Here is a 23115-nt window from a genome sequence, read left to right as displayed (position 1 = left end):
GACGAAGGTATGTAATTCTGGGTTTCTTTTTTGACAAAATTTATTAAAAAAATTACGGAAAATGGAGTAAGGTCGCAACTTAAATAGTAAATAATTGTGACCGTAAGTTTTGCATATGGATTTGACGCAGGGAAATATAACAGGAAAATTAATTAAATTTGCATTGCCTCTTATGTTAGGAAATATTTTGCAGCAGTGTTACAATATTGCGGACACATTGATAGTTGGAAGATATGTGGGAAATGATGCGCTTGCAGCGGTAGGGTCATCATACACTTTGATGATATTTCTGACTTCGATAATATTGGGATTAAGCATGGGATCCGGAGCTTTTATTTCTATGGAATTTGGGAAAAAAGATTATGACCGAATGAAAAATGGAATTGTATTAGCATTTGTGTTAATAGGCAGCATCACTTTATTAATAACTTTTGTATTTTTCGCGGAAATTAATAATATAATTAAGTTTTTGCAGATCCCAACTGAAATAACGAAGCTTACAAAACAGTATCTTCTTATTATTGGAATAGGAATAATTGGTACATTTTTTTACAATTTTTTTGGAAATGGGCTTAGGGCAATCGGAAACTCACTAATGCCACTTATTTTTCTTGGAGTTTCAGCGGTTCTTAATATTGTGCTGGACCTTATTTTTATAGTTAAATTCAATCTTGGAGTTGCCGGAGCAGCTGAAGCTACCGTGATTTCACAGTATGTTTCAGGAATGGGAATAACCATCTATGCACTTTTAAAATCTACACATTTTAGAATTAAGCTAAAGCACTTAAAATTTGATATAAATATTGTTAAGGAACTGGCAAATCTTTCTATATTAACAGCTTTGCAACAGTCGGTTATGAATTTTGGAATCCTCCTTGTGCAGGGATTGGTAAATAGTTTCGGAACGGTAGTTATGGCGGCATTTGCGGCAGCAGTAAAAATAGATACTTTAGCATATTCACCGGTACAGGATTTTGGAAATGCAGTATCAACTTTTGTTGCACAAAATTATGGAGCAGGTAAACACAGAAGAATAAAGGATGGCTGGAAGCAGTCTATGATTGCAGCATCTGTTTTTTGTGTGTGCGTGAGTGCAGTAGTGTTTATATTTGCTGAAAAATTTATGGGCCTGTTTGTGTCTGATGGAACTGAAATTATAAAAGTGGGAGCAGAATATTTGAGAATTGAAGGAAGTTTTTATATTGGAATTGGCATATTATTTTTGCTTTATGGATTTTACAGAGCAGTTGGAAAGCCGGAAATGTCCTTGATTCTTACAATCATTTCACTTGGAACAAGAGTTGTGCTTGCATATGCATTATCAGCAATTTCCAAGATTGGTGTCATTGGAATATGGATATCTGTACCTATAGGATGGTTTTTGGCTGATATGACAGGGCTTTTATATATGAAAAAATTACCACTGTTAAAAAGTAGATTTAGAAAGAAATATGACTTGCATATATGAAATATTATCGAAATATATGAAAAATAACCAAAAACTCAATTGACAATTTGGCTATTTATACTATACTTAGATTGTTGTAAGGGATTTAAGGGGTAGATTCTAATGCAATTATTGGTTGAGGTGAGAAAGGATGGGAGTATGGCTAAAACACTTACGGAAAAATTTGAAAGCGAAAGAAAAGAATGCGTAACATCTGAAGATTTTTTAAGATTAATTAACAGATGGAGAAACATTCAGGGAGAGAATGTAGTAGGAGTTGAGTACTCAAGAAAAGCAATGCAATGTCTGAAGAAATGTTAGTTTACATTTTTTGAGGCATTTAAACTACTAGTTGATATCGCGGAGAATATTAATATGTCGCTTAACATTACATAAAATGTTTAAAGTCATCTTATTATTGATAAATAAGAGGGCTTTTTTTATTGATATAATTTGATAAAATAAAAGCATAGATTATAGCAGAGAAGGAGACGGGATAATGCTTAAACATTTTGTTATATTTACATTTGAAAAAGATTTTTTTAAAGAAGAACATTACAAAGAATATTGTGAGGCATTTGCCAAAATAAAGAATGCATTTGATGGAATAAAGGATGTAAAGATTCATAAAAATTGCGTTGACCGTCCGGCAAATATGGACCTTATGATTGAGATGGATTTGGAGGACGAATCAGTTTTAGGACAATATTTAAATTATCCTGAGCATGTGAGAATGGGTGAAAAATATAATCCACATGTAACAAACAGGGTTTCATTTGATTATAAAATGTAATTTGATATGTATCAGGCGGATATTTATTAAGAGCGAAAGAACGATGGAATATCAGCCATGAGTTTTTTTGCTGTATCAGACAGATATTTATTAAGAGCGAAAGAACGATGGAATATCAGCCATGAGTTTTTTAATTGTATCAGACAGATATAAAATAAGAGCGAAAGTTATATTTATATCATGTGGGCAAAAATAATTGCCGGGAAATTATGAAGTTTGATGGGAGGTAAAATGGAGTTAAAGAAGGAACAGTCAAACGACAATTTAAAATACGACCAGTTAAGCATAGAATTGCAGGAGCGTATTAAAGACGATAGGAAGCAGGGAAAAGTTAATCCTTACAGATGTAATGACGATATGGTAATTAGAAGAAATATGAATCACGACAAGCCTAATTTATGGCGACCGGCATTTGTGCGTGATATTGAGAAAATTATTCATTTGCCATATTACAATCGTTATGCGGATAAAACGCAGGTGTTTTCATTTTACAGTAATGATGATATTACAAGAAGAGCTTTGCATGTTCAGCTTGTGTCAAGAATTGCGAGAAATATAGGCGCGGTGCTTGGACTTAATCTTGATTTAATTGAAGCCATTTCTTTGGGACACGATATTGGGCATACACCATTTGGCCACGCAGGCGAAAGATTTTTAAGCGAATTACTTCAGAATGAAACCGGACGTTTTTTTAATCATAATGTACAGAGTGTAAGGGTTCTTGAAAATATGTTTGCAAGAAATGTCTCACTTCAGACTTTAGATGGAGTTCTATGCCATAACGGTGAATTTGAGCAACAGGAATATCGTCCGCACTTTGGAAAAACATTTGCCAAATATGACAGGGAAGTAGAGGACAGTTATGTAATCGGTCATGATGCGATTTCACGTCTTGTACCGCTTACACTTGAGGCATGTGTGGTAAGAATATGTGATATTGTTGCATATCTTGGAAAAGACAGACAGGATGCAAGAATTGCAAAAATAATCGACAAAAATTATCAGTTTAAGACTAATAAAATAGGCGCGGAAAATGCCGCAATAATTAATAATATGACTGTTGATATTCTAGAAAACAGCTACGGAAAAGATTACATATTGTTAAGCAAATCTGTATATAATGATTTGAAAACTGCAAAAAGAGAAAATTACGAAGTTATATATAACAACAAGAAACTTGAAGAGCAGTACAATGAAATTATTAAACCAATGTTTAAGGAAATGTATTATAAATTATTGGATGATGTTCATAACAAGAGCACAGATTCAATAATTTACAAGCACCATATTAAGTTCATAAATGAAAATTTGCAGTACTACGAGCATAAAAATTATCTTGATGAAGAAGAAAATCAGATTGTTGTAGATTTCATTGCCAGCATGACTGACGATTATTTTATAGAGCTGCATAAATATTTGTTCCCTGACAGTAAATATAAAATAGAATACAAAAGCTATTTCCAGTAAACAAAAATTATTAAGAAAAAATTTACTTTTATTAGAAACACTGCTGTACTATAATGAAGAAGTTGTGTGAAAAGATAATTAAAAAATATCTACAGATTTATTTAGCCTGATTTAAATAGAGGAAATATTTTATTTAAAAAATGCCTTCGTGAACTGTAGGTATAAAATCTTTTTTCAAATTAACAAGTAAATAAAATTGGAGGACTTTATATGTTGGAGTTTATTGAATGGCTTAAAGTTGTTTTCTTAGGAATTGTAGAAGGAATTACGGAATGGCTTCCTATCAGCAGTACAGGTCATATGCTTTTGGTAGATGAGTTTATCAAGTTAAATGTAAGTGATGCATTTAAGGAAATGTTTTTTGTAGTTATTCAGTTGGGAGCAATTTTAGCGGTTGTAGTAATTTTTTGGAATAAAATGTGGCCTTTCCAAATGCCAAAAGAATCTCAATCTATAATTAAAAAAGACAGATTCTCATTATGGTTTAAGGTAGTTGTTTCATGTATTCCGGGTGCAGTGGTTACACTGTTGTTTGATGATTATGTTGAAGCACATTTTCATACACCTGTAGTAATTGCAATTGCATTAATTTTCTATGGTATAGCATTTATCATTATTGAAAATAAAAACAAAAATAAAGTTGCAAGAATTAATACATTAGAAGAAATAAGCTACAAGGATGCATTTTTAATCGGTGTATTTCAGGTGCTTTCAATTGTTCCCGGAACATCCCGTTCAGGCTCAACAATCATCGGTGGTTTGTTGATGGGAATATCAAGAGTTGCTATAGCGGAATTTACATTTTTTATGGCAGTGCCTGTAATGTTTGGCTTAAGTGCAATCAAAATAATAAAATTTGGATTTAACTTTACACACACTGAGCTTGCAATTCTCATATGGGGAATGGTAATAGCGTTCACAGTATCAATCATTGTAATTAAATTTTTAATGAGTTACATAAAGAAACATGATTTCAAGATATTTGGCTGGTACAGAATCATATTGGGTATAGTAGTGCTTGCATATTTTTTATAAAATATCTACATAGAAATATTTGTTTTATAATAAATTTTGCACTTTTGTCCTGAGATTGAAAATGATTAGAAGTTAATGACTATAGATTTGAAGCATATTTAATGCCGGAGTCATAAATAGTTTATGGATAAAAGAATCTTGACATAACAAATAAACAATATTAATATATCAAAGGATTAAAACCTTTAAGGGGTGGATTTTTAGAGAGAAATCTTTTTTCGCCACACAATTACAGAAGTAGTTGTGTGGCTTTATTATTGTTATAAACAATTAGCAAAAAAGAAAGGTAGGATAAAATGGATCAGAGTTTTATGAAAGAAAAGAAAATTTTGCCATTAGTATTGTCGATGTCGCTGCCTATGGTTATTTCAATGGCAGTAAACTCGATGTATAACATAGTAGACAGTTTCTTTGTGGCAAAATTAAGCGAGAATGCGATGACATCATTGGCACTTGTATACCCTGTTCAGAACATAATAACATCAATTGGTGTCGGTATAGGAATTGGAATAAATTCGACAGTTGCGTATTATCTTGGAGCAGAGGATAAAAAAATGGCAAATAAAGCAACTACACAGGGTGTTGTAATGAATTTCATACATGGTTTGTTGTTAACAATTCTTTGTACAGCTTTTATGCCGGCATTTTTAAAAATGTTTACAAATAACCAAAACATAATTGATATGTCCTTAGAATATGCAAATATAGTATTTATGTTCAGCGTGGCAAGTACTGTGGGAATTACATTGGAAAAGATTTTTCAGGCTGTAGGGCAAATGAAAGTTTCCATGTTTAGTATGATTTGTGGATTTGCAACAAATATAATTCTGGATCCTTTAATGATATTTGGAATAGGTCCGTTTCCTAAAATGGGAATTTCAGGTGCAGCTTATGCAACAGGAATAGGACAGGTGATTTCGTTATTAGTTTACATAATTGTGTATTTTGCAAGACCAATTCCTGTAAAAATAGAAAGCAAATCATTAAAGCCTGATTTCAAATTGTTAAAGAGATTATATGGAATAGGAATTCCGGCAACATTAAATATGGCATTACCTTCATTCCTGATATCTGCGTTAAATGGAATTCTTGCAGAGTTTTCAGACAAATACGTGCTTGTGCTTGGGGTTTATTATAAGCTTCAGACATTTATTTATCTTAGTGCAAACGGAATTATTCAGGGAATCAGACCGCTTGTTGGATACAATTATGGAGCGGGAGAACACAAACGTGTTGAAAAAATTTATCATACAACATTAAAATTAACAGTATTAATAATGGCACTTGGTATGGCACTTTCATGGATTATTCCATCTCAGCTTATAGGTTTGTTTACCACAAATCCTGAAACAATTAAAATTGGTGTTACGGCACTTCATATAATAAGTTTTGGATTTATAATTTCTGCAGTATCAGTTACATCCAGTGGAGCATTAGAAGGTTTAGGAATGGGAAATCCATCATTGATGATATCCCTTCTTCGTTATGTGATAGTGATTATTCCGACTGCATTCGTTTTGAGCCGATTCATGGGAGCAACCGGTGTGTGGATGGCATTTGCCGTCGCAGAATTTGTGACAGGTATAATTTCATATTTCATTTATCAGAAATATGCTAAGAAAACTATTGAATAGATATACAATGATAGAATATGCGGTTATGAAATTAGATATTTAGATGCAAATCGAATTTGATAATTTGAGATTAGAAAAATTAGAAGGTGAAAAATCTAACAAGTATAGACAATAATTAGCCAAGAAAATTCAATTATTTTGCAAAGCATTATAGTATAATGTGTTCATATATTTTATAAAGGGGGTTAAAAATGAATAGAAAAAGAATAATTGCTTCAACAATTACTATTTTAATAATTTCAGGATTGCTTGTTGGATGCAATGAACCAAAGAATAAAATGAAGATGAGTAACGTAAGATATATGGAAGACGATGAAAGTCAGAATGAAATAAGGACATTAAAGAAATGGCCGGATAATAGCTTTACAGAAGGTTTTCCGGAACTCAATAATGCAGACTCATATTCTTATACGGAAGATAAAGAGAATAAAATGTATTCACTGTTTATAGATGGTATAAGCAAGAAAGAGATTGAAGAGTACATAGAAAAATTACAAAGTTCCGGAGTCGAAACTGTAGGATATATTCATGATGATAAAAATAAATATGAAATGATAGAATACACGGGAACAAAGGATAATGTTTCAATATCAATCTCATTTTCTGATAATGGATGTGTAATTGGTTTTATGGAACAGTAATGCAACATAATGATGCCAGGATAAAAAGACCTAAGAACACATGAACTTGCTCATAAATGGGTGAAAGACTTTGGAACTCGTCACGATATGAAAATCAAAGTTGTGGCTTTTGACCACAACATCATAAAATATAAAATTTATAAAGAGTTAAAAAATTACCTTAAGAAAAAGTATTTGAGCTTAGTCTTAAGGTAAATTTTTTGTTATGGAATTATAAAAGTAAAATAACATTAAAATATAAATATAATATTTGAAACCGGACCAAGATTAATCTCAAGGTTTAAATATCAGGAGCCAAAAAGTTTATCAAAGATAATACTTAAGTATAATATTTAAAATAAAATCTCAACCCTTAACATCCATAATTGTTAATTAATAAACAAAGATAATATGCTAATTGTGCAAAATTACTAAAACAAGAAACGTTTTTATAAAAAAATAGGGCATAAATATTAGTAAATATGCTTTGAATGTAAATATTGACAAATAAAATAAACAATGTTATTATTAGTTTAACGTTAAACGGTATAACAAACTTACAAAGAAGTTGAATATTCTTTTGATTGGGGAATTTATAGAAGGTACGTAGGTATATTATGTTCTTAATTAAGTTTAACGTTAAACTTAACGTAATATATTATTATATAATGTAGAAGGGAGTATTTATATGAGAAAGAAACAGTTACTTAGTTTGGCATTGATTGCCGCGTTGACAACAACAATGTTTGCAGGATGTGGAAGTTCAGGAGACAAGGATTCAGCCAAGAAAAAGGCAGAGAAAGAGGGAAAGACAGTTCTCTCATTAGGAATCTGGCCGTCAGCAGATTTGGTTGATGATGTTAAGAATTTTGAAAAGTACAAAGAGACAATGAATGAACAGCATAGTGATGTATATGTTGAACCTGCAAGTTATACATATGCAACAGACACATTTGTATCATTAGCGGAATCAGGAAACTGCCCAACAATTTTTGAAACATGGTTTACTGAACCTCAGAAGTTAATTAAACAGGGATTGGTAGCAGATGTTACTGATATTCTTAAAGAAAGAGGATGGATTGATGACATGAGTCCATCAGTATTATCACTTTTATCAGATGAAAACGGTCACGTATATGGTGTTCCTAGAGATGCTTACGCATTAGGACTTATGTGCAATGTAGAATTATTTGAAGAAGCAGGACTTGTTGATGACAAGGGTATTCCAAAGTTCCCACAGACATGGGATGAACTTGCTAAGGATGCTAAGATTATCAAAGACAAGACAGGAGCTGCAGGCCTTTGCTTATTAGCAAAAGATAATTCAGGCGGATGGCATTTTTCTAATATTGCATGGTGCTTTGGAGCTACATTGTGTACAGATAATGGCGACGGAACATACACTTCACATTTAGATTCAACAGAAGCTGTTGCAGCTATGGAATATGTATATGATTTGAAATGGAAATATGATGTTTTAACAGCTGATCCAACAGCAGAAGATTGGGCATCAGGATTCCAGCAGTTAGGAACAGGAGCAGCAGCAATGTACATCGCAGCTAATGATGCAGTTGCACAGCCAACACAGGTTAATGGATTACCAACAGATAAGTTGGCAATGGGAGCAATTCCTGCAGGACCTAATGGTGATCAGTATTCATTAACAGGTGGTACACCTTATATGTTCTCTAAAGATGCAACAAAAGAAGAAATTAATGCAGCTTTAGATTTCCTTGAAATTATGGGTAAATCTCCTGTAGTTAATGATACAAGTATTGAAGGTAAACAGGCAGATGCAGCTAACCGTGTATCAAATGGAGTTCCTGTAATTAAATCATTCCCATGCTGGATTAATCAGGATTATGTAGATGCTGAACAGAAGGTTATTGATGAATACAAGAACGTTGACTCAGCGCTTTATGATTCATATTTCGAAAAGACTGGAGCTGAAGGTAACTTAAGAGCGGAAGAACCGGGAGATACACAGTCAATGTACAAGGAACTCACAAAAGTTCTTCAGGAAGTTGTTACAAAGAAAGATTGTAATGTAGAAGAACTTATGAAGACAGCAAATGAAAATTATCAGAAAGTTTTAGACAAATTAAACAAATAGAATATTACCAAGGAAGGGTGGGCGACTAGTCCGGTTGCCTGCCCTTTTTCTAAAAACAGGAGAAGGTTTTACTATAAAATTAAGGAAACAGAATTGTTTTCTACAAATGTTTCAGAAAATTAGCTACTGACTAAAGGTGAGGGCAATACATATTATGTGAGGAGGTTTCCAGGTGAAAAGTAAACAACAAGTTCAAACAAAACAAACAAATTATAAACCTAAAAAACATAAATTTTCTAAGAGAGATTTACTGGGATGGTGCGTAATGCTCCCATCAATATTGTTATTCACATTCTTTGTTTGGGAACCGCTACTTGAAAGCGTGAGATTATCGCTATTTTCAGCAAAGGGAGTTCAGCTCCAGGAGTTTGTTGGGTTAGACAATTATATAACAGTAATTAATAACGTTAGTTTTAAAGCAGCGTTTCTAAACACATTTAAGTACATAGGATGGTCCTTGATTATAGGATTTTTTGTACCGATTATTTTGGCAATATTCATCAGTGAGACCGTTAGAGGAAAGAGCTTTTTCAGATTTGCAGTTTATTTTCCAAATATGATTCCGGGAATGGCTGTTTCACTTCTTTGGGTTTATTTCTTCAAACCGGGTCCTACAGGTGTTTTAAATATTTTACTATCTAAATGTGGTATAGAGCCACAGGTATGGTTAAACAATGCAGCGTTGGTTATCCCGTTGATTATTATAGCAATGACATGGAAAAGTGCAGGCTCCACATCCCTTATTTATATGGCGGGAATAAGTGGAATTAATCCGGAATATTACGAGGCTGCTGCAATTGATGGAGCGGGTGTATTCCAAAGAATTTTCCATGTAACTCTTCCTTGCATCTTAAGCTTAGGAAAGACAATGCTTATTCTTCAGGTTATTTCCGTATTCCAGATTTTATATGAACCATTAGTTTTGACAAATGGTGGACCAAATAATGCAAGTTTATCAATAATGCTTTTGGTTTACCAGTATGCGTTTACTGAATTTAATTATCCATGCGCAGCAGCATTGTCAGTAATGATTTGTATAGTATTAATTTTGTTGAGTGGATTATATATGTACTTAACAAGAAAGAAAGATGATTAGGAGGAAAGGCTGATGTATTTTAATAAGTATGCAGACAAAACAGACGGTGCCATCAGAGGGTTTGACGTCAAGTCGACAAAAGTAAAAATAATCTGCCTATTCTTCGTGGCAGTATGTATCTTATTTGCAATAATTGCAATGTTCCCTGCAATATGGGTATTTTTATCAGGATTTAAAGATTTAAAAGAGTTAACAAGAGAAGCAACATTGTTCCCTAAATCGTTTAATTTTTCAGGATTTAAGGAAACATGGGATAAATTGAATTTCGGATTGTATTACAAGAACTCATTTATCATGGTTATCGGTTCAGTTATATGTGCAATTATTTTTAATGGAATTTTAGCATATGGACTTGCCATTTTAAAACCAAAGGGATATCAGATTGTAAATGGTCTTGTAATGTGGAGCCTCTTGATTCCTGCAACAACAAGTGTAGTTGCTTTGTTTGTAAATATTAACAGAATTGGTTTAAATAAATCATTTATTCCATTGTGGCTTGCATATGGAGCAAATGCCTTTTGGGTAGTTTTATTCAAAGAATTCTTTGAAGGACTTCCACCGGAACTTATAGAAGCGGCAAGGTTGGATGGATGTAATGTAGTACAGGTATTTTATAAAATTGTATTACCTTTATCAAAACCAATCATTATGGTAATCGTAATTTTTGCGGTTACGGCAGCGTGGTCAGATTTCCTTCTTCCATATTTGATTTTAAATGGATCAGGAAAAGAAACAGTTATGGTTAAGTTGTATACATATTCAACTTCAAGAACAACAGCGATAGATATGATTAGAGCAATCTTCTTCTCGCTGATTCCACCTACAATTCTGTTTTCTATATTCCAGAAACAGATTACAGATGGTGCAGCCGGTGGGGCTGTAAAGGGTTAAGATATTTGGATACTAACATCCCCTTACGTTAGTAAAAAATATATTTGATAAAGATTATTTCTGTATAAAACTGACAGTAATAATCTGAAATGATGTGAGCTGTCGGCAATTTCCTCCGTGGTTTAGAAAGACCATGTTTCTCATATTGTCGACAGCAGGAAAAGATGGAGAAGAATTATGGCGAAAATAGCAGATAAATATTTTAAAGTGGATTCTTGGAAAATAATTGAAGAGGGTTTTAATCCGGATTACGGAGAAGTATCAGAATCTATATTTTCATTAGGAAATGAATATATGGGAGTTAGAGGATATTTTGAAGAAGGATATAATGGACCAAAGTTAATCGGAAGTTATTTTAATGGAATATATGAAAGAACAAAACCGGATTACGGACATTATAAAGGTATTGTAGATTTTACTGAATATATGGTTAATTCCGTTGACTGGTTATATACAAGAATATGTGTTGATGGGGAAGAATTAGAAATTTCCAAAGCAGATATCTCAGAATTTGTTCGTGAATTAGATATGCAAAACGGTGTATTAACCCGTTCATTTATATGGAACTTATCAAATGGTAAAAAGTTAAAAATTTCTTTTGAAAGAATTCTTTCGATGACTGATGTACAGGTTGGTGCACAAAGAGTTAAGCTAACTGCATTAAATTTTGATGGAGATGTAGAAATAAAGTCAGGACTTGATTTTTCTAACCCGCATTGCATGCAGAAAATGAACATGTGGGAAATAAAAGACATATTATATAAGTCAGGAAAGAATGCATTTGCCGGAATAGAAGGTGAAACACTTCATACACAGCAAAGAGTATTTAGCGCATGTGCAATAAAAGCGGATGTGAATGAGTTTGACAATGTTAAGGAAGAAAAAAAGGCAGTTGTTAAATTTAATCTTTTATTAAAACAGAATGAAGAAAAAAAATTTGAAAAGATAGTTAAGAATTTTACATTAAAGGAAGAAATAGAAGAAAATAAATTCCGTGAAGATGTAAAGGCAGTATATGAAGAATTTGAAACAGAAAAGGAAAATGACATAAGTTCTATGTCATTTGAACAGATAAAAGAGGACAGCACTAAGTGGTGGAAAGAAATCTGGGAAACATCTGATGTCACAATAGACGGAGATGAAGAAAACCAGCAGGGAATCAGATTCTGTATTTTCCAGTTATTCCAGACTTATCACGGTGCTGTAAAAGGTACAAATATTGGTGCAAAAGGATTGACAGGCGAAGCATACAATGGAAATGCTTTCTGGGATACAGAAACATACTGCTTACCATTCTTCCTTTTCAATAATAAGGAAGCAGCTCAGAATCTTCTTTATTTCAGATATAAGACATTAGATGAAGCGAGAGAAAGAGCAAAGGCATTAGATTGTGAAGGCGCATTTTATCCAATAGCGACAATAAGCGGTAAGGAATGTTGTAATTTATGGCAACATGCAAGCTTACAGCTTCAGGCATCTACAGCAGTTGCGTATGGTATTTGGTTCTATGAAAAACTGTATCAGGATGAAGAGTTTATGACACAGTATGGATTAGAAATGTTAATTGAAATATCGAGAATGTTAGTTACCCGTGGTGATTTCTCGCAGGATGGCAAATATGGTTATTACTGCGTAATGGGACCTGATGAATTTCAGATGATGGTTCATAACAATTGCTACACGAATTTTATGGGTAAATTTACATTAGATTTTACACTTAAAGTAATTGAAGATATTAAGAAAAATGATAAGAAGGCTTATGACGAAATAGTTGGAAAAATTAACTTCGATGAGTCAGAAATGGACAAATGGAAAAAAGTTAGTGAATGTATGTACATTCCTTACCATGAAGATAGTCTTTTGTACGAACAGCATGAAGGATTCTTTAAACTTCCTCATTTGAATATTGATTCAATTCCAATTGAAGATTTCCCACTATATAATCATTGGTCTTATGACAGAATATATAGAAATGACATGATTAAACAACCGGATGTTTTAATGTTTATGTTGTTATTTAATTCTCATTTTACAGAGGAACAGTTAAAGGTAAATTATGAATATTACGAACCTAGATGTATACATGAAAGTTCATTGTCACCTTCAGTACATTCAATTTTAGCATCACAACTTCATAAAAAAGATGAAGCATATGATTTCTTTGGATTTGCTACAAGAATGGACTTGGATAACTATAACAGAAATACAAGAGAAGGTATACATACAACAAGTATTGCAGCAGCATGGATGAATATTATTTATGGATTTGGCGGACTTAGAACAGATGGAGATATTATTCATATTACACCTTCAATCCCACAAAACTGGAATAAGTACACTTTCAAAATCCATTATATGGGAGAAGTTATTGAAGTGATGGTTACTAAGGATAAAGTGGAAATCAGTACTAAATATGGCAAAAATATTTTAGTTCAGGTTTATGATGAAAAAATTGAACTTGGAGAAGAAGCATATATTTGTGACGTCAAATAAAAATAAATTTAATGCCGGGGCAGAATACAAAGTGTTTTGTCCCCGGACAAAAATGGGAGGTAAATAAATGAATTGGGAGTTGACAGAAAACGGGTTTAATTCAGAAAAAATTGCTCATTTAGGAAATAAATTTCTGACAGGTAATGGATATATGGGAATTAGAGGCACTCTCGATGAATTTGATTCCCGGGATTTAGTAGCTGTTAACTTGGCAGGAATTTATGATCAGGTAGGTAATAGCTGGAGAGAACCGTTGAATGCTCCAAATGGTTTTTACAGTTATCTGATTGTTGATGGAAATGTTTTAAAGGTTCAGGATAATGCGCCTAAAGAACATTTTATAAAATTAGATTACAGACATGGAATATTTAAAAGACATACAGAGTGGACAACGAAGAGAGGAAACATTGTACTTGAATCAGAGCGCTTTGTAAGTATGGATGATGTTCATATTGGAGTAGAGAAATACAAAATTACGGCGGATTTTCATGCAGACATTAATTTTTTAACAGGAATTGATGGCGATGTATGGGACATTAACGGACCGCATTATGATGAAATTATTATGGATGAAGATGACTGTATAAGCATAGTTGGAATATCTCATGAAAAGAAATATCATGTGGCGGTAAGTGTAAGTGAAGATGAAAATTTCCCATGTGAAAAGAAGATAATATTAAAAAAAGAGGACAAAAAGATAATAAAATCATTAAATTTTGTCTCAGATATTAATAAGTGTTACGAAATTCACAGATTTATGGCAATTTATACATCAAAAGATTGTGAGAATCCTTTAGATAATGCAAAAGAAACGGCTATAAATATTAGAAATAAAGGATATTACGAATTGCACGATGAACATTGTAAATGCTGGGAAAGCATTTGGAGCAATTCAGAGGTAGAAATTGAAGGCGATGATGATGCGATGGAAGCATTGAATTATTCCTGCTATCATTTGAACAGCATTTCGCCAAGACATACAGACAGCCTTTCTATTGCAGCCAGAGGTTTATCGGGACAGACGTATAAAGGTGCTGTTTTCTGGGATACGGAAATGTTTATTTTAGACTTTTTACTTATGACAAACCCAAAAGTAGCAAGAAATGTAATGAAATATAGAATTGATACTTTAGATGGTGCAAAGGAAAAAGCAAAAAGTTATGGATATGATGGTGCATTTTATGCATGGGAAAGTCAGGAAGGCGGATATGACGCCTGCTCAGATTATAATGTTACAGACGTTTTTACAAAAAGACCGATGCGAACATATTTTAAAGATAAACAGATTCATATTTCAGCAGCTATTGTATATGGAATTGGCAGATATATAGACCTTACAGGTGATATGACAATTTTATCTGAGGGTGGAGCAGAAACAATAATTGAATGTGCGAAATTTTATTATGATTTACTTCTTAAAAAAGTGTCAGGAGGATATTATGAACTTCATGATGTTATAGGACCTGATGAATACCATGAAAGAGTTAATAATAACGGTTATACAAACCGAATGGCAAAATATACATTTGAACAGGCTGTTAAAGTAATTGATTCAATTGATGAATTAAACGAACAGTATGCAATAAAGTTGTGTAAAGAATATAACTTAAAACAATTAAAAGAAAAATTTGAAATGGCTGAGCGTAATATTTATATTCCACAGCCAAATGAAAATGGAATCATTCCACAGTTTGACGGTTATTTTGATTTAGAAGATGTAAGCGTAAATACTGTAAGAAGCAGACTCTTAGACTCTAAGGAATATTGGGGAGGAGCAAATGGAGTGGCAGCACATACACAGGTTATAAAACAGGCAGACGTAGTAACATGGCTTACAATGTTTCCGGATGATGTAAGTGATGAAATAAAACTCAAAAACTGGCAGTATTATGAACCGAGAACAGAACATGGTTCATCATTGAGTGCATGTATGTATGCTTTGTTAGCCTGCAAGTGTGGAATGAAAGAAAAAGCCTATCCGCTATTTATGAAATCAGCTTCGGCAGATTTGAATGAAGGTGGAAAGGAATGGGCAGGACTTGTCTACATCGGAGGAACACATCCGGCGGCAGAAGGTGGAGCCTATATGGTGGCAATAAAAGGATTTGCGGGAATTTATTTTGAAGATGGAAAAATTAAAGCAAAACCTGATTTGCCAAAAGCATGGAAAAAAATGAGATTTCATATTTGTTATAGAAACAAAAAATACAAAATTGAAATAGAAGACAATAACGCAAATATTGTGGAAATATAGGAAATGAATACAAAGCAAAACAGTGCAAGTGTAGAATTTAAAATTTATATGACAATATAAGTAGCATTTATAAGATTGTTAGGATTCATTTGAAATCTCCTTAAATAAGAAAGAAGCGTTAGAAAATACTTCTAACGCTTTCTCTTTCTACAATAGAAGTTGGAAGTGATACTTCGCATGGATTAGGCATTCTGTGTTCTAACAATTCCAACATAAATTTAACGGCTGTACGACCTTTAAGGTCCATATCCTGATGAACAGTGGTAAGAGCCGGAGTTGTAATGTTACATATATTTAAATCGTCGAATCCTACTATTGATATATCTTCAGGAATACGAACACCTTCTTTATGAAGGTTAGCCATAATATTTCCTGCAAGAAAATCGGCAGTAGTAACGAGTCCTGTTATTTCAGGATGAGAAGATAAATATTTAGCGATATGTTTTGTATTTTCAAGGTCCATACCACATTCAAAAACAAGGGAATCATCAAATGGAATACCGGCTTCTGTAAGGGCAGCCTTATATCCGAGGAAACGCTCCATTAAAACGCCACCTTCTTTTATGTGAAGAGAGGCAAATGCAATTTTACGATGACCTTTGCTGATTAAATACTTGGTTGACTGGTTGCTTCCACCAAAATCTTCTAATCCGACATTACAAATGTTCTTTTCATGAACGTAACTGTCAACGAGAACGATAGGAAGCTTTTTAGCACAACTTGCAATGGCTTCAAAAAAGTCATCGCGGAAGATACCTGCTAAAAACAAACCGTCAAGATCCCATGTTTTTAAGAAAGCTTTAAACTGTTCAGGCGTCTCAACAGTACGCAACATTAAAAAATAACCATTTTCACGAAGAACCTGTTCGAGAATTCCGATAAATCGGGAAAGAAAAGGGTCTTCCATGAAATTTGAGTCTTTATTAGTAACAATATGGTTTACGAAACCAATAACTTTTGATGAACGTGAAACCAATGATCTGGCAGACATATTAGGTACATAACCTAAATCATCAATTGCTTTATTAATTTTAGCGACGGTTTCAGCAGAAACGCGACCGGTTTTTCCATTGATAACATTGGAAACGGTTGTTGCACTTACGCCTGTAGCCGAAGCAATATCTTTAATAGTAACCATATAATAAATCCTTTCTGTTTTTAGAATAGGTAAAACGTAAAACCTATATAGAAATAGTAACACTAAAATATGATTTTGAAAACAAAAAAATGTAAAGGAGAAGAGAAAAAATGAAGGGTGTAATTTTTGATTTAGATGGAGTTTTAGTTTCTACAGATGAACTTCATTATCAGGCTTGGAAAAAATTAGCTGATGAACTGGGAATTACTGAATTTAACAGAGAGGACAATATGCGACAGCGAGGAGTAAGCCGTATGGCTTCTTTGGAAATTGTTCTTGAAAAAGGTGATAAAACATATACACAGGAAGAAAAGATGGAGCTTGCAGACAGAAAAAACGGATACTATGTTGAAATGCTCCAAAAACTGGATTCAGGTGCTGTACTTCCGGGAGCAGTAGAAACTTTGAAAATGCTAAAGGAAATGGGAATTATGTCAGCAGTTGGTTCGGCAAGTAAAAACGCACCAATAATACTTGAAAGGACAGGTCTTGCACCTTATATCGACAAAATAAGCTGTGGATTAGATGTAACTAAATCTAAACCTGACCCTGAAGTATTTTTAGTGGCTGCAAAGAAATTAGGACTTAATCCGGCGGATTGTCTTGTAGTTGAAGATGCAGCAGCAGGAATAGAAGCAGCAAAGAGAGGCGGAATGAAATCCCTCGGTGTAGGACCGTTTCATGAAGAACTGGGAGCAGATTTTCATTCCGAAACACTTGCAACAGTAGAAAACTGGAGGGAAATTTTATGTTAAAAGGAAAGAAACAAAAAACAGGGGAAAACAATAATTCAAAGCCAATGGGCAAAGGATTTTTTGTAGTTGGATGTGTAATAATTTATTTCCTTATTGTAGGAATAGTAAGCGCGGCAATTCATTTGCCTGTAGCAATAACAAAAATTTCAGACAATAGTGAGATAAAAAACGCCAAGGTTGTATTGTATGATGGACCTAAATCACTTAAAGATGCTACAGATGCTGATTTGGAAAAAGCATCAGAAGAAAAAAGAGATATTTCATTAATGCATTGTGTTGATACTAAAGTTGCGGTAAACGGCAAAGACTGTTATGTATACGATACAAATGTAAATAACACACATACATGGATGGGTGATTATATGCCGGCAGAAGACAGAACACCTATTACATATTTTGATTTTGAAGGAAAAGTTAAAATAACAGTTACAGTTCCTAATACAGATATTGAATATGTAAATATCAGACCATTAAAATATAACATTAAGCCGGAAATTAATACTAAAAAGCATACGGTGACATTTACAATTGACACACCTGATGCCTACACAGTTGAATTTAATAAAAAAGTAGAACGTGCAGTACATATTTTTGCAAATGAAATTGAAAAAGATGTTCCGGACAAAGATGCTGAAGGTGTTAAATACATTGGACCTGGTGAATGGAATATCGAAGATATGGTATTAGAAGATGGAGATACAATTTATATCTCAGGTGGAGCAGTTGTACATGGAGCAGTTACAGCATCATTTGCTAAAGATGTAACAGTTAGAGGAAGAGGCATTATTGATAATTCTAATTTAGAAGGTTGGAAAGGTACAAGTGCTACAGTTCCACTTAGATTTGATAACTGCCAGTACGTAACTGTTGAAGGAATTATTTCATTAAATGCAAATGCATGGTGCTTCCAGGGTTACAATTCAGTAGCTGGAGATATCAGTAATTTAAAGATTATTACAGCAAGACCAAATGGTGACGGAATTTCATTACAGTCATGTAAGAGTTTTGATGTAGAAAATTGTTTTGTACGTACATGGGATGATTCATTAGTAGTTAAGAATTATGATGTAAATTCAAACAATATCAAGTTCAAAAATGTTCAGGTTTGGACAGATTTGGCACAGTCAATGGAAATAGGTTATGAAACAAATAAAGGTGACAAAGAAAACTCGACAATTGAAAATGTTATATTTGAAGATATAACAGTACTTCATAACTTCCATAAGCCGGTATTGTCAATTCACAATGCAGATAATGCAGCAATTTCTAACGTGACTTATAAAAATATTGTAGTTGAAGATGCATGCATGGGACTTGGAGATGGAACAAAAGAATTAATTGATTTACAGGTATTAACAAATTCAGGATGGTCAACAACTTCTGACAGAGGAACTATTTCAAATGTTACAATTGACGGCTTCAAGGTACTTTATGGAAATGAATCACTTCCTTCACAGATTAAAGGATTTGACGAAGAACATGGTATTGATGGAGTTTCAATTTCAGGATTAAATATTAAGGGTAAAGATATTAAATCATTTGAAGATGGTGAATTTGAAGTAGATGAAGACACAGTAAAGAATGCGGAAATAAAGTAGGAGGAGCATTATGAAGAAAAAGTTTATAATTATAATAGGATGTCTTGCCGTAGTATGTGCAGTAATGTCAGCTGTTGTAGCTGTAGGCAATTCATCAGTAAAAATGTCAAATAAAAATTTGACGGTAGTAACAGCTCCTGACCAGAAGGAAGCGATGGAGAACGATGCATTTAAGGAAGAAGAATATGTTGCACCTGAAATTGATGGCACAAATGTGGCGTTAGACGGAAGAGCAGATGCAAATGGATTTAACGATGTTTACAGAGCACCGAATATAATTGATGGCAGCAGATTAACATACTGGGAAGGTTCTCAAAATGAAGAAAGCCAGATAATTTCTGTAGACTTAAAGGATTCATATACTATTCATACAGTTGTAGTTGGATTGAATCCGGCTCAGATTTGGGGAAAGAGAACTCAGACGTTTAAGATTGAAGCAAGTGATGACGGACAGAATTATACAGAAGTAATACCATCTAAAGATTATGATTTTGATCCAAAGACAGGGAATCAGGTTATTATTGACATTGATAATGTCAAAATGCAATACATAAGATTAACGTTTACAAAAAATACAGGTGCTGTAGCAGGTCAGATTGCTGAACTTGAAGTTTATACAAACGACAAATAAAATTATGTAGAGTATAAAGATTTTGATTAAACATAGCGTGATTGAAAGGCACTTTTAAGGAAATTTTATATCAAAAATATAATTTGATTCATAACAAATAAAAAGAACCATGCTTATTATCAGTTTCACAATGAGATAAATCTGATAAAAGCATGGTCCTTTTATTTATTAGCATCTTCAGAATATTCTTTAAATTTAAACGTATTGTCAGGAACACACTTGTTAATTAGTTTTATGTATGCTTTAGACATGCTCTTAGGCAGTTTGAATTTGGCTCTAACATATATTTTTGCGAAAGCCTTTTCTCCTATAGAATCTAAAGTATTGCTCCTTATTTTAACATATTTTAAATTTGGAAGTTTATAGAAAACTTTTTCTTCGATTGTATTTACGCTATCGCCAATAATGACTTCTTCAAGTTTAGTACAGTTTACAAAAGCCTTTTTAGGTATAATCTCAACTTTGTTTCCAATTTTTAAGCGCTTTAATTTGTTCAAATTATCAAAAGCCTTTTTTGAAATGGAAACTACATCAAAAACTCTTCCCTGAAATTCAATGGTTGATGGAATATCCAAAGACTTAATACTTGTGTCTTTAACTCCTTCAAAAGAAACAGTTGAATTTGATAAAATTTTGAAATTATAACCATCAACTTCACAAGTTTTATTAACAGAGGATTCAACCTCAAGTGAACCGTCGTACCAGTCAATTTCATTAAATGACATTGCATTTTCAAATGAAGTTACAGTTGGTTTTTCTCCGCCGTATTTTTTATACCAGCTTGATGGATATAAAACATTTTTGTTATAGTGAGTTAAACTTGTGTCTACATCTGAGGATTCATTTTTTCTAAGCTTTCTGCAAACGACAACAGTTCTATAATCGTGTACTTCATATGAGCAAGTGGATAACATTAAAAGTGAATCTTTTTCATTTATATCTACAGGACATTTATAGGATGAACGAATCTCTATCTGATATACAAAATTTAAAAATTGTTCCTTTGTCTGAAATGTACTTTGTAGATAATTGAATCCGTCGCTGCTTTTGAAATCTCCTGCCACTCGCATATATCCTATTATTTTCCACTTGCTCTCTTTATATAAGGTGTCAAATGTAATTACCGGATGCTGTTTGTAAAATTCGATATCTTTATATTTTAACAACTGATGAAACATCATTCCTGTCGAATCCATATTATGTCCATGTATGACAAGATTCTTTGAACGAGGTTTGATTTTTGAATTGCTTTGTATGTAAAGGCAACCATTTTTATCACGACCACCTTCAAAATCATGCTTTAAATAAAATTCTGAGTTGCCGGTTGACTGCATTACCGGATAATCGATATTAGTTCCGGGAACTTTTAACCAACCTCGTATGTCCGAGTTTATCTCTATAAGTTTTGAGAACTTTAATAATATTCCATCAGAGCCTTTAGCCCCTTCTTCATATGATTTGTCCAAATTAATGTCAACAGGGGTATTCTCGGACGAATCGTCATCTATAACTTCATTGTTGCCGTCAGATTCAGGAGAATCTGAAACTGAATAATATAATGATTTATATTTATTGTTAAGCTGTTTGGAATGATAAGGCTGTATGCCTAAGTAATAAATCAAAAAAATAACGCATCCAATTAACAATAAAACAGAACAAATCATTACCGTAAGTCTGATTTTTTTCTTGCTTTTAATACTAATCATAAATATCTCCTATTGGATTTGGAAAAGTAAAATAAAGATAATAATGACAAAATATATTTATTTAATTTTCATTATAAAGAGTGTTTAGGGGGGATTTTAAAATAGTGTTGAAATATAAAAATGCTTTCGGATTGTTCTGTATTATGTAACAGGAAAATCCACATTTAACTTTAAAATAATTATAATTGTAATAATAAAAAAAAGCAATAAAACATAAAATTAATAGTAGGAAATAAAGTCAGGTTATATATTGGTAAAACCGTTCCCAAAACAAAGCAGAAGACACAAGCGTAAACATAAAAAATATAGACATAAAATACAAAATAATTGACAATTGAAAGGTTTTTTTGTGCAATAATAATAAAAAAATGGGTGGTTTTTGGTTAAAACGCACCCACCAAACAGATTGACAAAGGCATGGTGCCATGTTAATATTAGTTTAACGTTAAACGGATGTGGGAAAAGTGATTTATTGGGGTGTGTCCGGGGGGACAATTTTCAAAAAAATCTTTTATTTTACCCAGGAAACAAGAAACAATTAAATAAGTGAAAATCTTTAAACCGTTACAAGTTTAACGTTTAACTTATTCGAAGAAAGGAAGAGGTAGAGAAATGAAAAAAACATTTAAAAAGTTATTAGTTATGGTAAGCGCTGTTGTTCTTACATTTAGTATGAATGTAGCAGCTGCAGAGGATATTGTGTTGAATGATAGTGGAAGTCCATTTATTAAATCGTTTGATCCGGGAACAAGTGGAGAGTACAAGTATTTAGGATATGCTTACTGTTTTGAAGTAGGACCTGAATATAAATATTTACAGATTACATATACAGGTGATCCTACAGCATTTGATGAATTAAGATTAGAATTTGTAGTTAACTCAGACCCATCAGAGGAAAAGAAATTAACTCCTGTATGGTTCAGAGAAAATGACGAAGGTACAGTTAGAACAACAGACGGCGGATTAGTTCCTAATCCTTCAGATAAAGAACAGACAGCAGTAATCGATTTAGAAAAATCAGGAATTGACTTATCAACAGGTATCAGAGCGTTCCATATACATGATACACCTGGTAAAGGTAAGTTTACAATTACAGATGCAAGATTAATGACTAGTGCACCAAAGGGTGGAGCATCAGCAAGTGCAAGCGACGTTAAATCATCTTCAGATGATAAGAAAGCAAGCAGTGATTCAAAATCAAAATCAAGCTCAAGCACAGACAGTAAGAGTTCGGATTCATCTTCAAGCAAAGACAGCTCAGCATCATCAGCTTCAGCATCTTCATCAAGCGATAGCTCAGAATCAGTAGGAGGTGGCGCAACAGCAGCACCTACAACAGGTTCAGCAACATATCCAATTGCTATAGCTATAGGAGGTATTGTAGTAGCAGGCGCAGCATTAGTTGCATCAAAGAAAATGAAAATCCAGTAGTTTTAAGAAAGGA

Annotated in this window: 18 protein-coding genes; 16 read left to right on the top strand and 2 right to left on the bottom strand. The window is 33.1% G+C overall.

From position 1 onward, the window contains the following. The first annotated feature begins 115 nt into the window (after positions 1–115). The 12 genes from N5B56_RS11130 to N5B56_RS11075 all read left to right on the top strand — a co-directional run bounded on the left by N5B56_RS11130 (position 116) and on the right by N5B56_RS11075 (position 15843). Complete coding sequence (locus tag N5B56_RS11130) at positions 116–1468, top strand: MATE family efflux transporter (protein WP_346432202.1); 1353 nt, start codon at positions 116–118, stop codon at positions 1466–1468. A 138-nt stretch (positions 1469–1606) separates the two neighbouring features. After that, positions 1607–1768, top strand: coding sequence for a hypothetical protein (locus N5B56_RS11125; protein WP_022088824.1), 162 nt, complete (start codon positions 1607–1609; stop codon positions 1766–1768). Between the two features lie 178 nt (positions 1769–1946). Then, complete coding sequence (locus N5B56_RS11120) at positions 1947–2240, top strand: Dabb family protein (protein ID WP_260978959.1); 294 nt, start codon at positions 1947–1949, stop codon at positions 2238–2240. 231 nt (positions 2241–2471) lie between these two features. Continuing rightward, complete coding sequence (locus N5B56_RS11115; RefSeq protein ID WP_260978958.1) at positions 2472–3707, top strand: deoxyguanosinetriphosphate triphosphohydrolase family protein; 1236 nt, start codon at positions 2472–2474, stop codon at positions 3705–3707. A gap of 213 nt (positions 3708–3920) precedes the next feature. Continuing rightward, a complete protein-coding gene (locus N5B56_RS11110) occupies positions 3921–4742 on the top strand; it encodes an undecaprenyl-diphosphate phosphatase (protein ID WP_428979605.1) in 822 nt (273 codons plus the stop codon). Positions 4743–5038: 296 nt separating this feature from the next. Continuing rightward, positions 5039–6376, top strand: coding sequence for an MATE family efflux transporter (locus N5B56_RS11105; protein ID WP_260978956.1), 1338 nt, complete (start codon positions 5039–5041; stop codon positions 6374–6376). 191 nt (positions 6377–6567) lie between these two features. Next, a complete protein-coding gene (locus N5B56_RS11100; RefSeq protein WP_117908322.1) occupies positions 6568–7017 on the top strand; it encodes a hypothetical protein in 450 nt (149 codons plus the stop codon). A 667-nt stretch (positions 7018–7684) separates the two neighbouring features. Continuing rightward, positions 7685–9109, top strand: coding sequence for an ABC transporter substrate-binding protein (locus N5B56_RS11095; RefSeq protein WP_260978955.1), 1425 nt, complete (start codon positions 7685–7687; stop codon positions 9107–9109). Between the two features lie 172 nt (positions 9110–9281). Then, a complete protein-coding gene (locus N5B56_RS11090; protein WP_022088830.1) occupies positions 9282–10205 on the top strand; it encodes a carbohydrate ABC transporter permease in 924 nt (307 codons plus the stop codon). A gap of 12 nt (positions 10206–10217) precedes the next feature. Further along, on the top strand, positions 10218–11096 hold the full coding sequence (locus N5B56_RS11085) for a carbohydrate ABC transporter permease (protein WP_117908326.1): 879 nt from the start codon (positions 10218–10220) through the stop codon (positions 11094–11096). A gap of 177 nt (positions 11097–11273) precedes the next feature. Then, positions 11274–13589, top strand: a complete 2316-nt coding sequence (locus N5B56_RS11080; protein ID WP_260978954.1) for a glycoside hydrolase family 65 protein — start codon at positions 11274–11276, stop codon at positions 13587–13589. 67 nt (positions 13590–13656) lie between these two features. Then, a complete protein-coding gene (locus N5B56_RS11075; protein WP_260978953.1) occupies positions 13657–15843 on the top strand; it encodes a glycosyl hydrolase family 65 domain-containing protein in 2187 nt (728 codons plus the stop codon). Positions 15844–15961: 118 nt separating this feature from the next. Here N5B56_RS11075 and N5B56_RS11070 read toward each other — a convergent pair whose 3' ends face one another. Next, a complete protein-coding gene (locus N5B56_RS11070; RefSeq protein ID WP_022088834.1) occupies positions 15962–16981 on the bottom strand; it encodes a LacI family DNA-binding transcriptional regulator in 1020 nt (339 codons plus the stop codon). A 110-nt stretch (positions 16982–17091) separates the two neighbouring features. On the opposite strand from N5B56_RS11070, the gene pgmB reads away from it, so the two are divergent. Genes pgmB through N5B56_RS11055 form a run of 3 tightly spaced genes read left to right on the top strand, consistent with a single transcriptional unit; the run spans position 17092 to position 19965 of the window. Continuing rightward, positions 17092–17736 (top strand): beta-phosphoglucomutase, encoded by a 645-nt coding sequence (gene pgmB / locus N5B56_RS11065; RefSeq protein WP_117908332.1) that lies wholly within the window; start codon positions 17092–17094, stop codon positions 17734–17736. After that, positions 17730–19334: a glycosyl hydrolase family 28 protein gene (locus tag N5B56_RS11060; protein WP_260978952.1), complete on the top strand. Its 1605-nt coding sequence runs from the start codon at positions 17730–17732 to the stop codon at positions 19332–19334. The genes pgmB and N5B56_RS11060 overlap by 7 nt, the downstream gene beginning before the upstream one ends. A gap of 10 nt (positions 19335–19344) precedes the next feature. Then, a complete protein-coding gene (locus N5B56_RS11055) occupies positions 19345–19965 on the top strand; it encodes a discoidin domain-containing protein (RefSeq protein ID WP_260978951.1) in 621 nt (206 codons plus the stop codon). Between the two features lie 161 nt (positions 19966–20126). On the opposite strand, the gene N5B56_RS11050 is transcribed toward N5B56_RS11055, so the two are convergent. Then, positions 20127–21671, bottom strand: coding sequence for a leucine-rich repeat protein (locus N5B56_RS11050; protein WP_260978950.1), 1545 nt, complete (start codon positions 21669–21671; stop codon positions 20127–20129). Between the two features lie 612 nt (positions 21672–22283). On the opposite strand from N5B56_RS11050, the gene N5B56_RS11045 reads away from it, so the two are divergent. Then, entirely contained in the window at positions 22284–23102 is an 819-nt protein-coding gene (locus tag N5B56_RS11045) for a hypothetical protein (RefSeq protein WP_117908338.1), read from the top strand. Positions 23103–23115 lie beyond the last annotated feature (13 nt).

Origin of the sequence: Eubacterium album, from assembly GCF_025336545.1 — a bacterium.
Taxonomy (GTDB): Bacteria; Bacillota; Clostridia; order Lachnospirales; family Lachnospiraceae; genus Eubacterium_U; species Eubacterium_U album.
Note: the sequence above shows the minus strand (reverse complement) of the source record. Positions and strands in the feature narration are given on the sequence as shown.

Bases quoted from the DNA above. Each gene is read 5' to 3' on its own strand.
- N5B56_RS11130 (WP_346432202.1), top strand. From the start codon at position 116: ATGGATTTGACGCAGGGAAATATAACAGGAAAATTAATTAAATTTGCA.
- N5B56_RS11125 (WP_022088824.1), top strand. From the start codon at position 1,607: ATGGCTAAAACACTTACGGAAAAATTTGAAAGCGAAAGAAAAGAATGC.
- N5B56_RS11120 (WP_260978959.1), top strand. From the start codon at position 1,947: ATGCTTAAACATTTTGTTATATTTACATTTGAAAAAGATTTTTTTAAA.
- N5B56_RS11115 (WP_260978958.1), top strand. From the start codon at position 2,472: ATGGAGTTAAAGAAGGAACAGTCAAACGACAATTTAAAATACGACCAG.
- N5B56_RS11105 (WP_260978956.1), top strand. From the start codon at position 5,039: ATGGATCAGAGTTTTATGAAAGAAAAGAAAATTTTGCCATTAGTATTG.
- N5B56_RS11100 (WP_117908322.1), top strand. From the start codon at position 6,568: ATGAATAGAAAAAGAATAATTGCTTCAACAATTACTATTTTAATAATT.
- N5B56_RS11095 (WP_260978955.1), top strand. From the start codon at position 7,685: ATGAGAAAGAAACAGTTACTTAGTTTGGCATTGATTGCCGCGTTGACA.
- N5B56_RS11085 (WP_117908326.1), top strand. From the start codon at position 10,218: ATGTATTTTAATAAGTATGCAGACAAAACAGACGGTGCCATCAGAGGG.
- N5B56_RS11080 (WP_260978954.1), top strand. From the start codon at position 11,274: ATGGCGAAAATAGCAGATAAATATTTTAAAGTGGATTCTTGGAAAATA.
- N5B56_RS11075 (WP_260978953.1), top strand. From the start codon at position 13,657: ATGAATTGGGAGTTGACAGAAAACGGGTTTAATTCAGAAAAAATTGCT.
- N5B56_RS11070 (WP_022088834.1), bottom strand. From the start codon at position 16,981: ATGGTTACTATTAAAGATATTGCTTCGGCTACAGGCGTAAGTGCAACA.
- pgmB (WP_117908332.1), top strand. From the start codon at position 17,092: ATGAAGGGTGTAATTTTTGATTTAGATGGAGTTTTAGTTTCTACAGAT.
- N5B56_RS11060 (WP_260978952.1), top strand. From the start codon at position 17,730: ATGTTAAAAGGAAAGAAACAAAAAACAGGGGAAAACAATAATTCAAAG.
- N5B56_RS11055 (WP_260978951.1), top strand. From the start codon at position 19,345: ATGAAGAAAAAGTTTATAATTATAATAGGATGTCTTGCCGTAGTATGT.
- N5B56_RS11050 (WP_260978950.1), bottom strand. From the start codon at position 21,671: ATGATTAGTATTAAAAGCAAGAAAAAAATCAGACTTACGGTAATGATT.
- N5B56_RS11045 (WP_117908338.1), top strand. From the start codon at position 22,284: ATGAAAAAAACATTTAAAAAGTTATTAGTTATGGTAAGCGCTGTTGTT.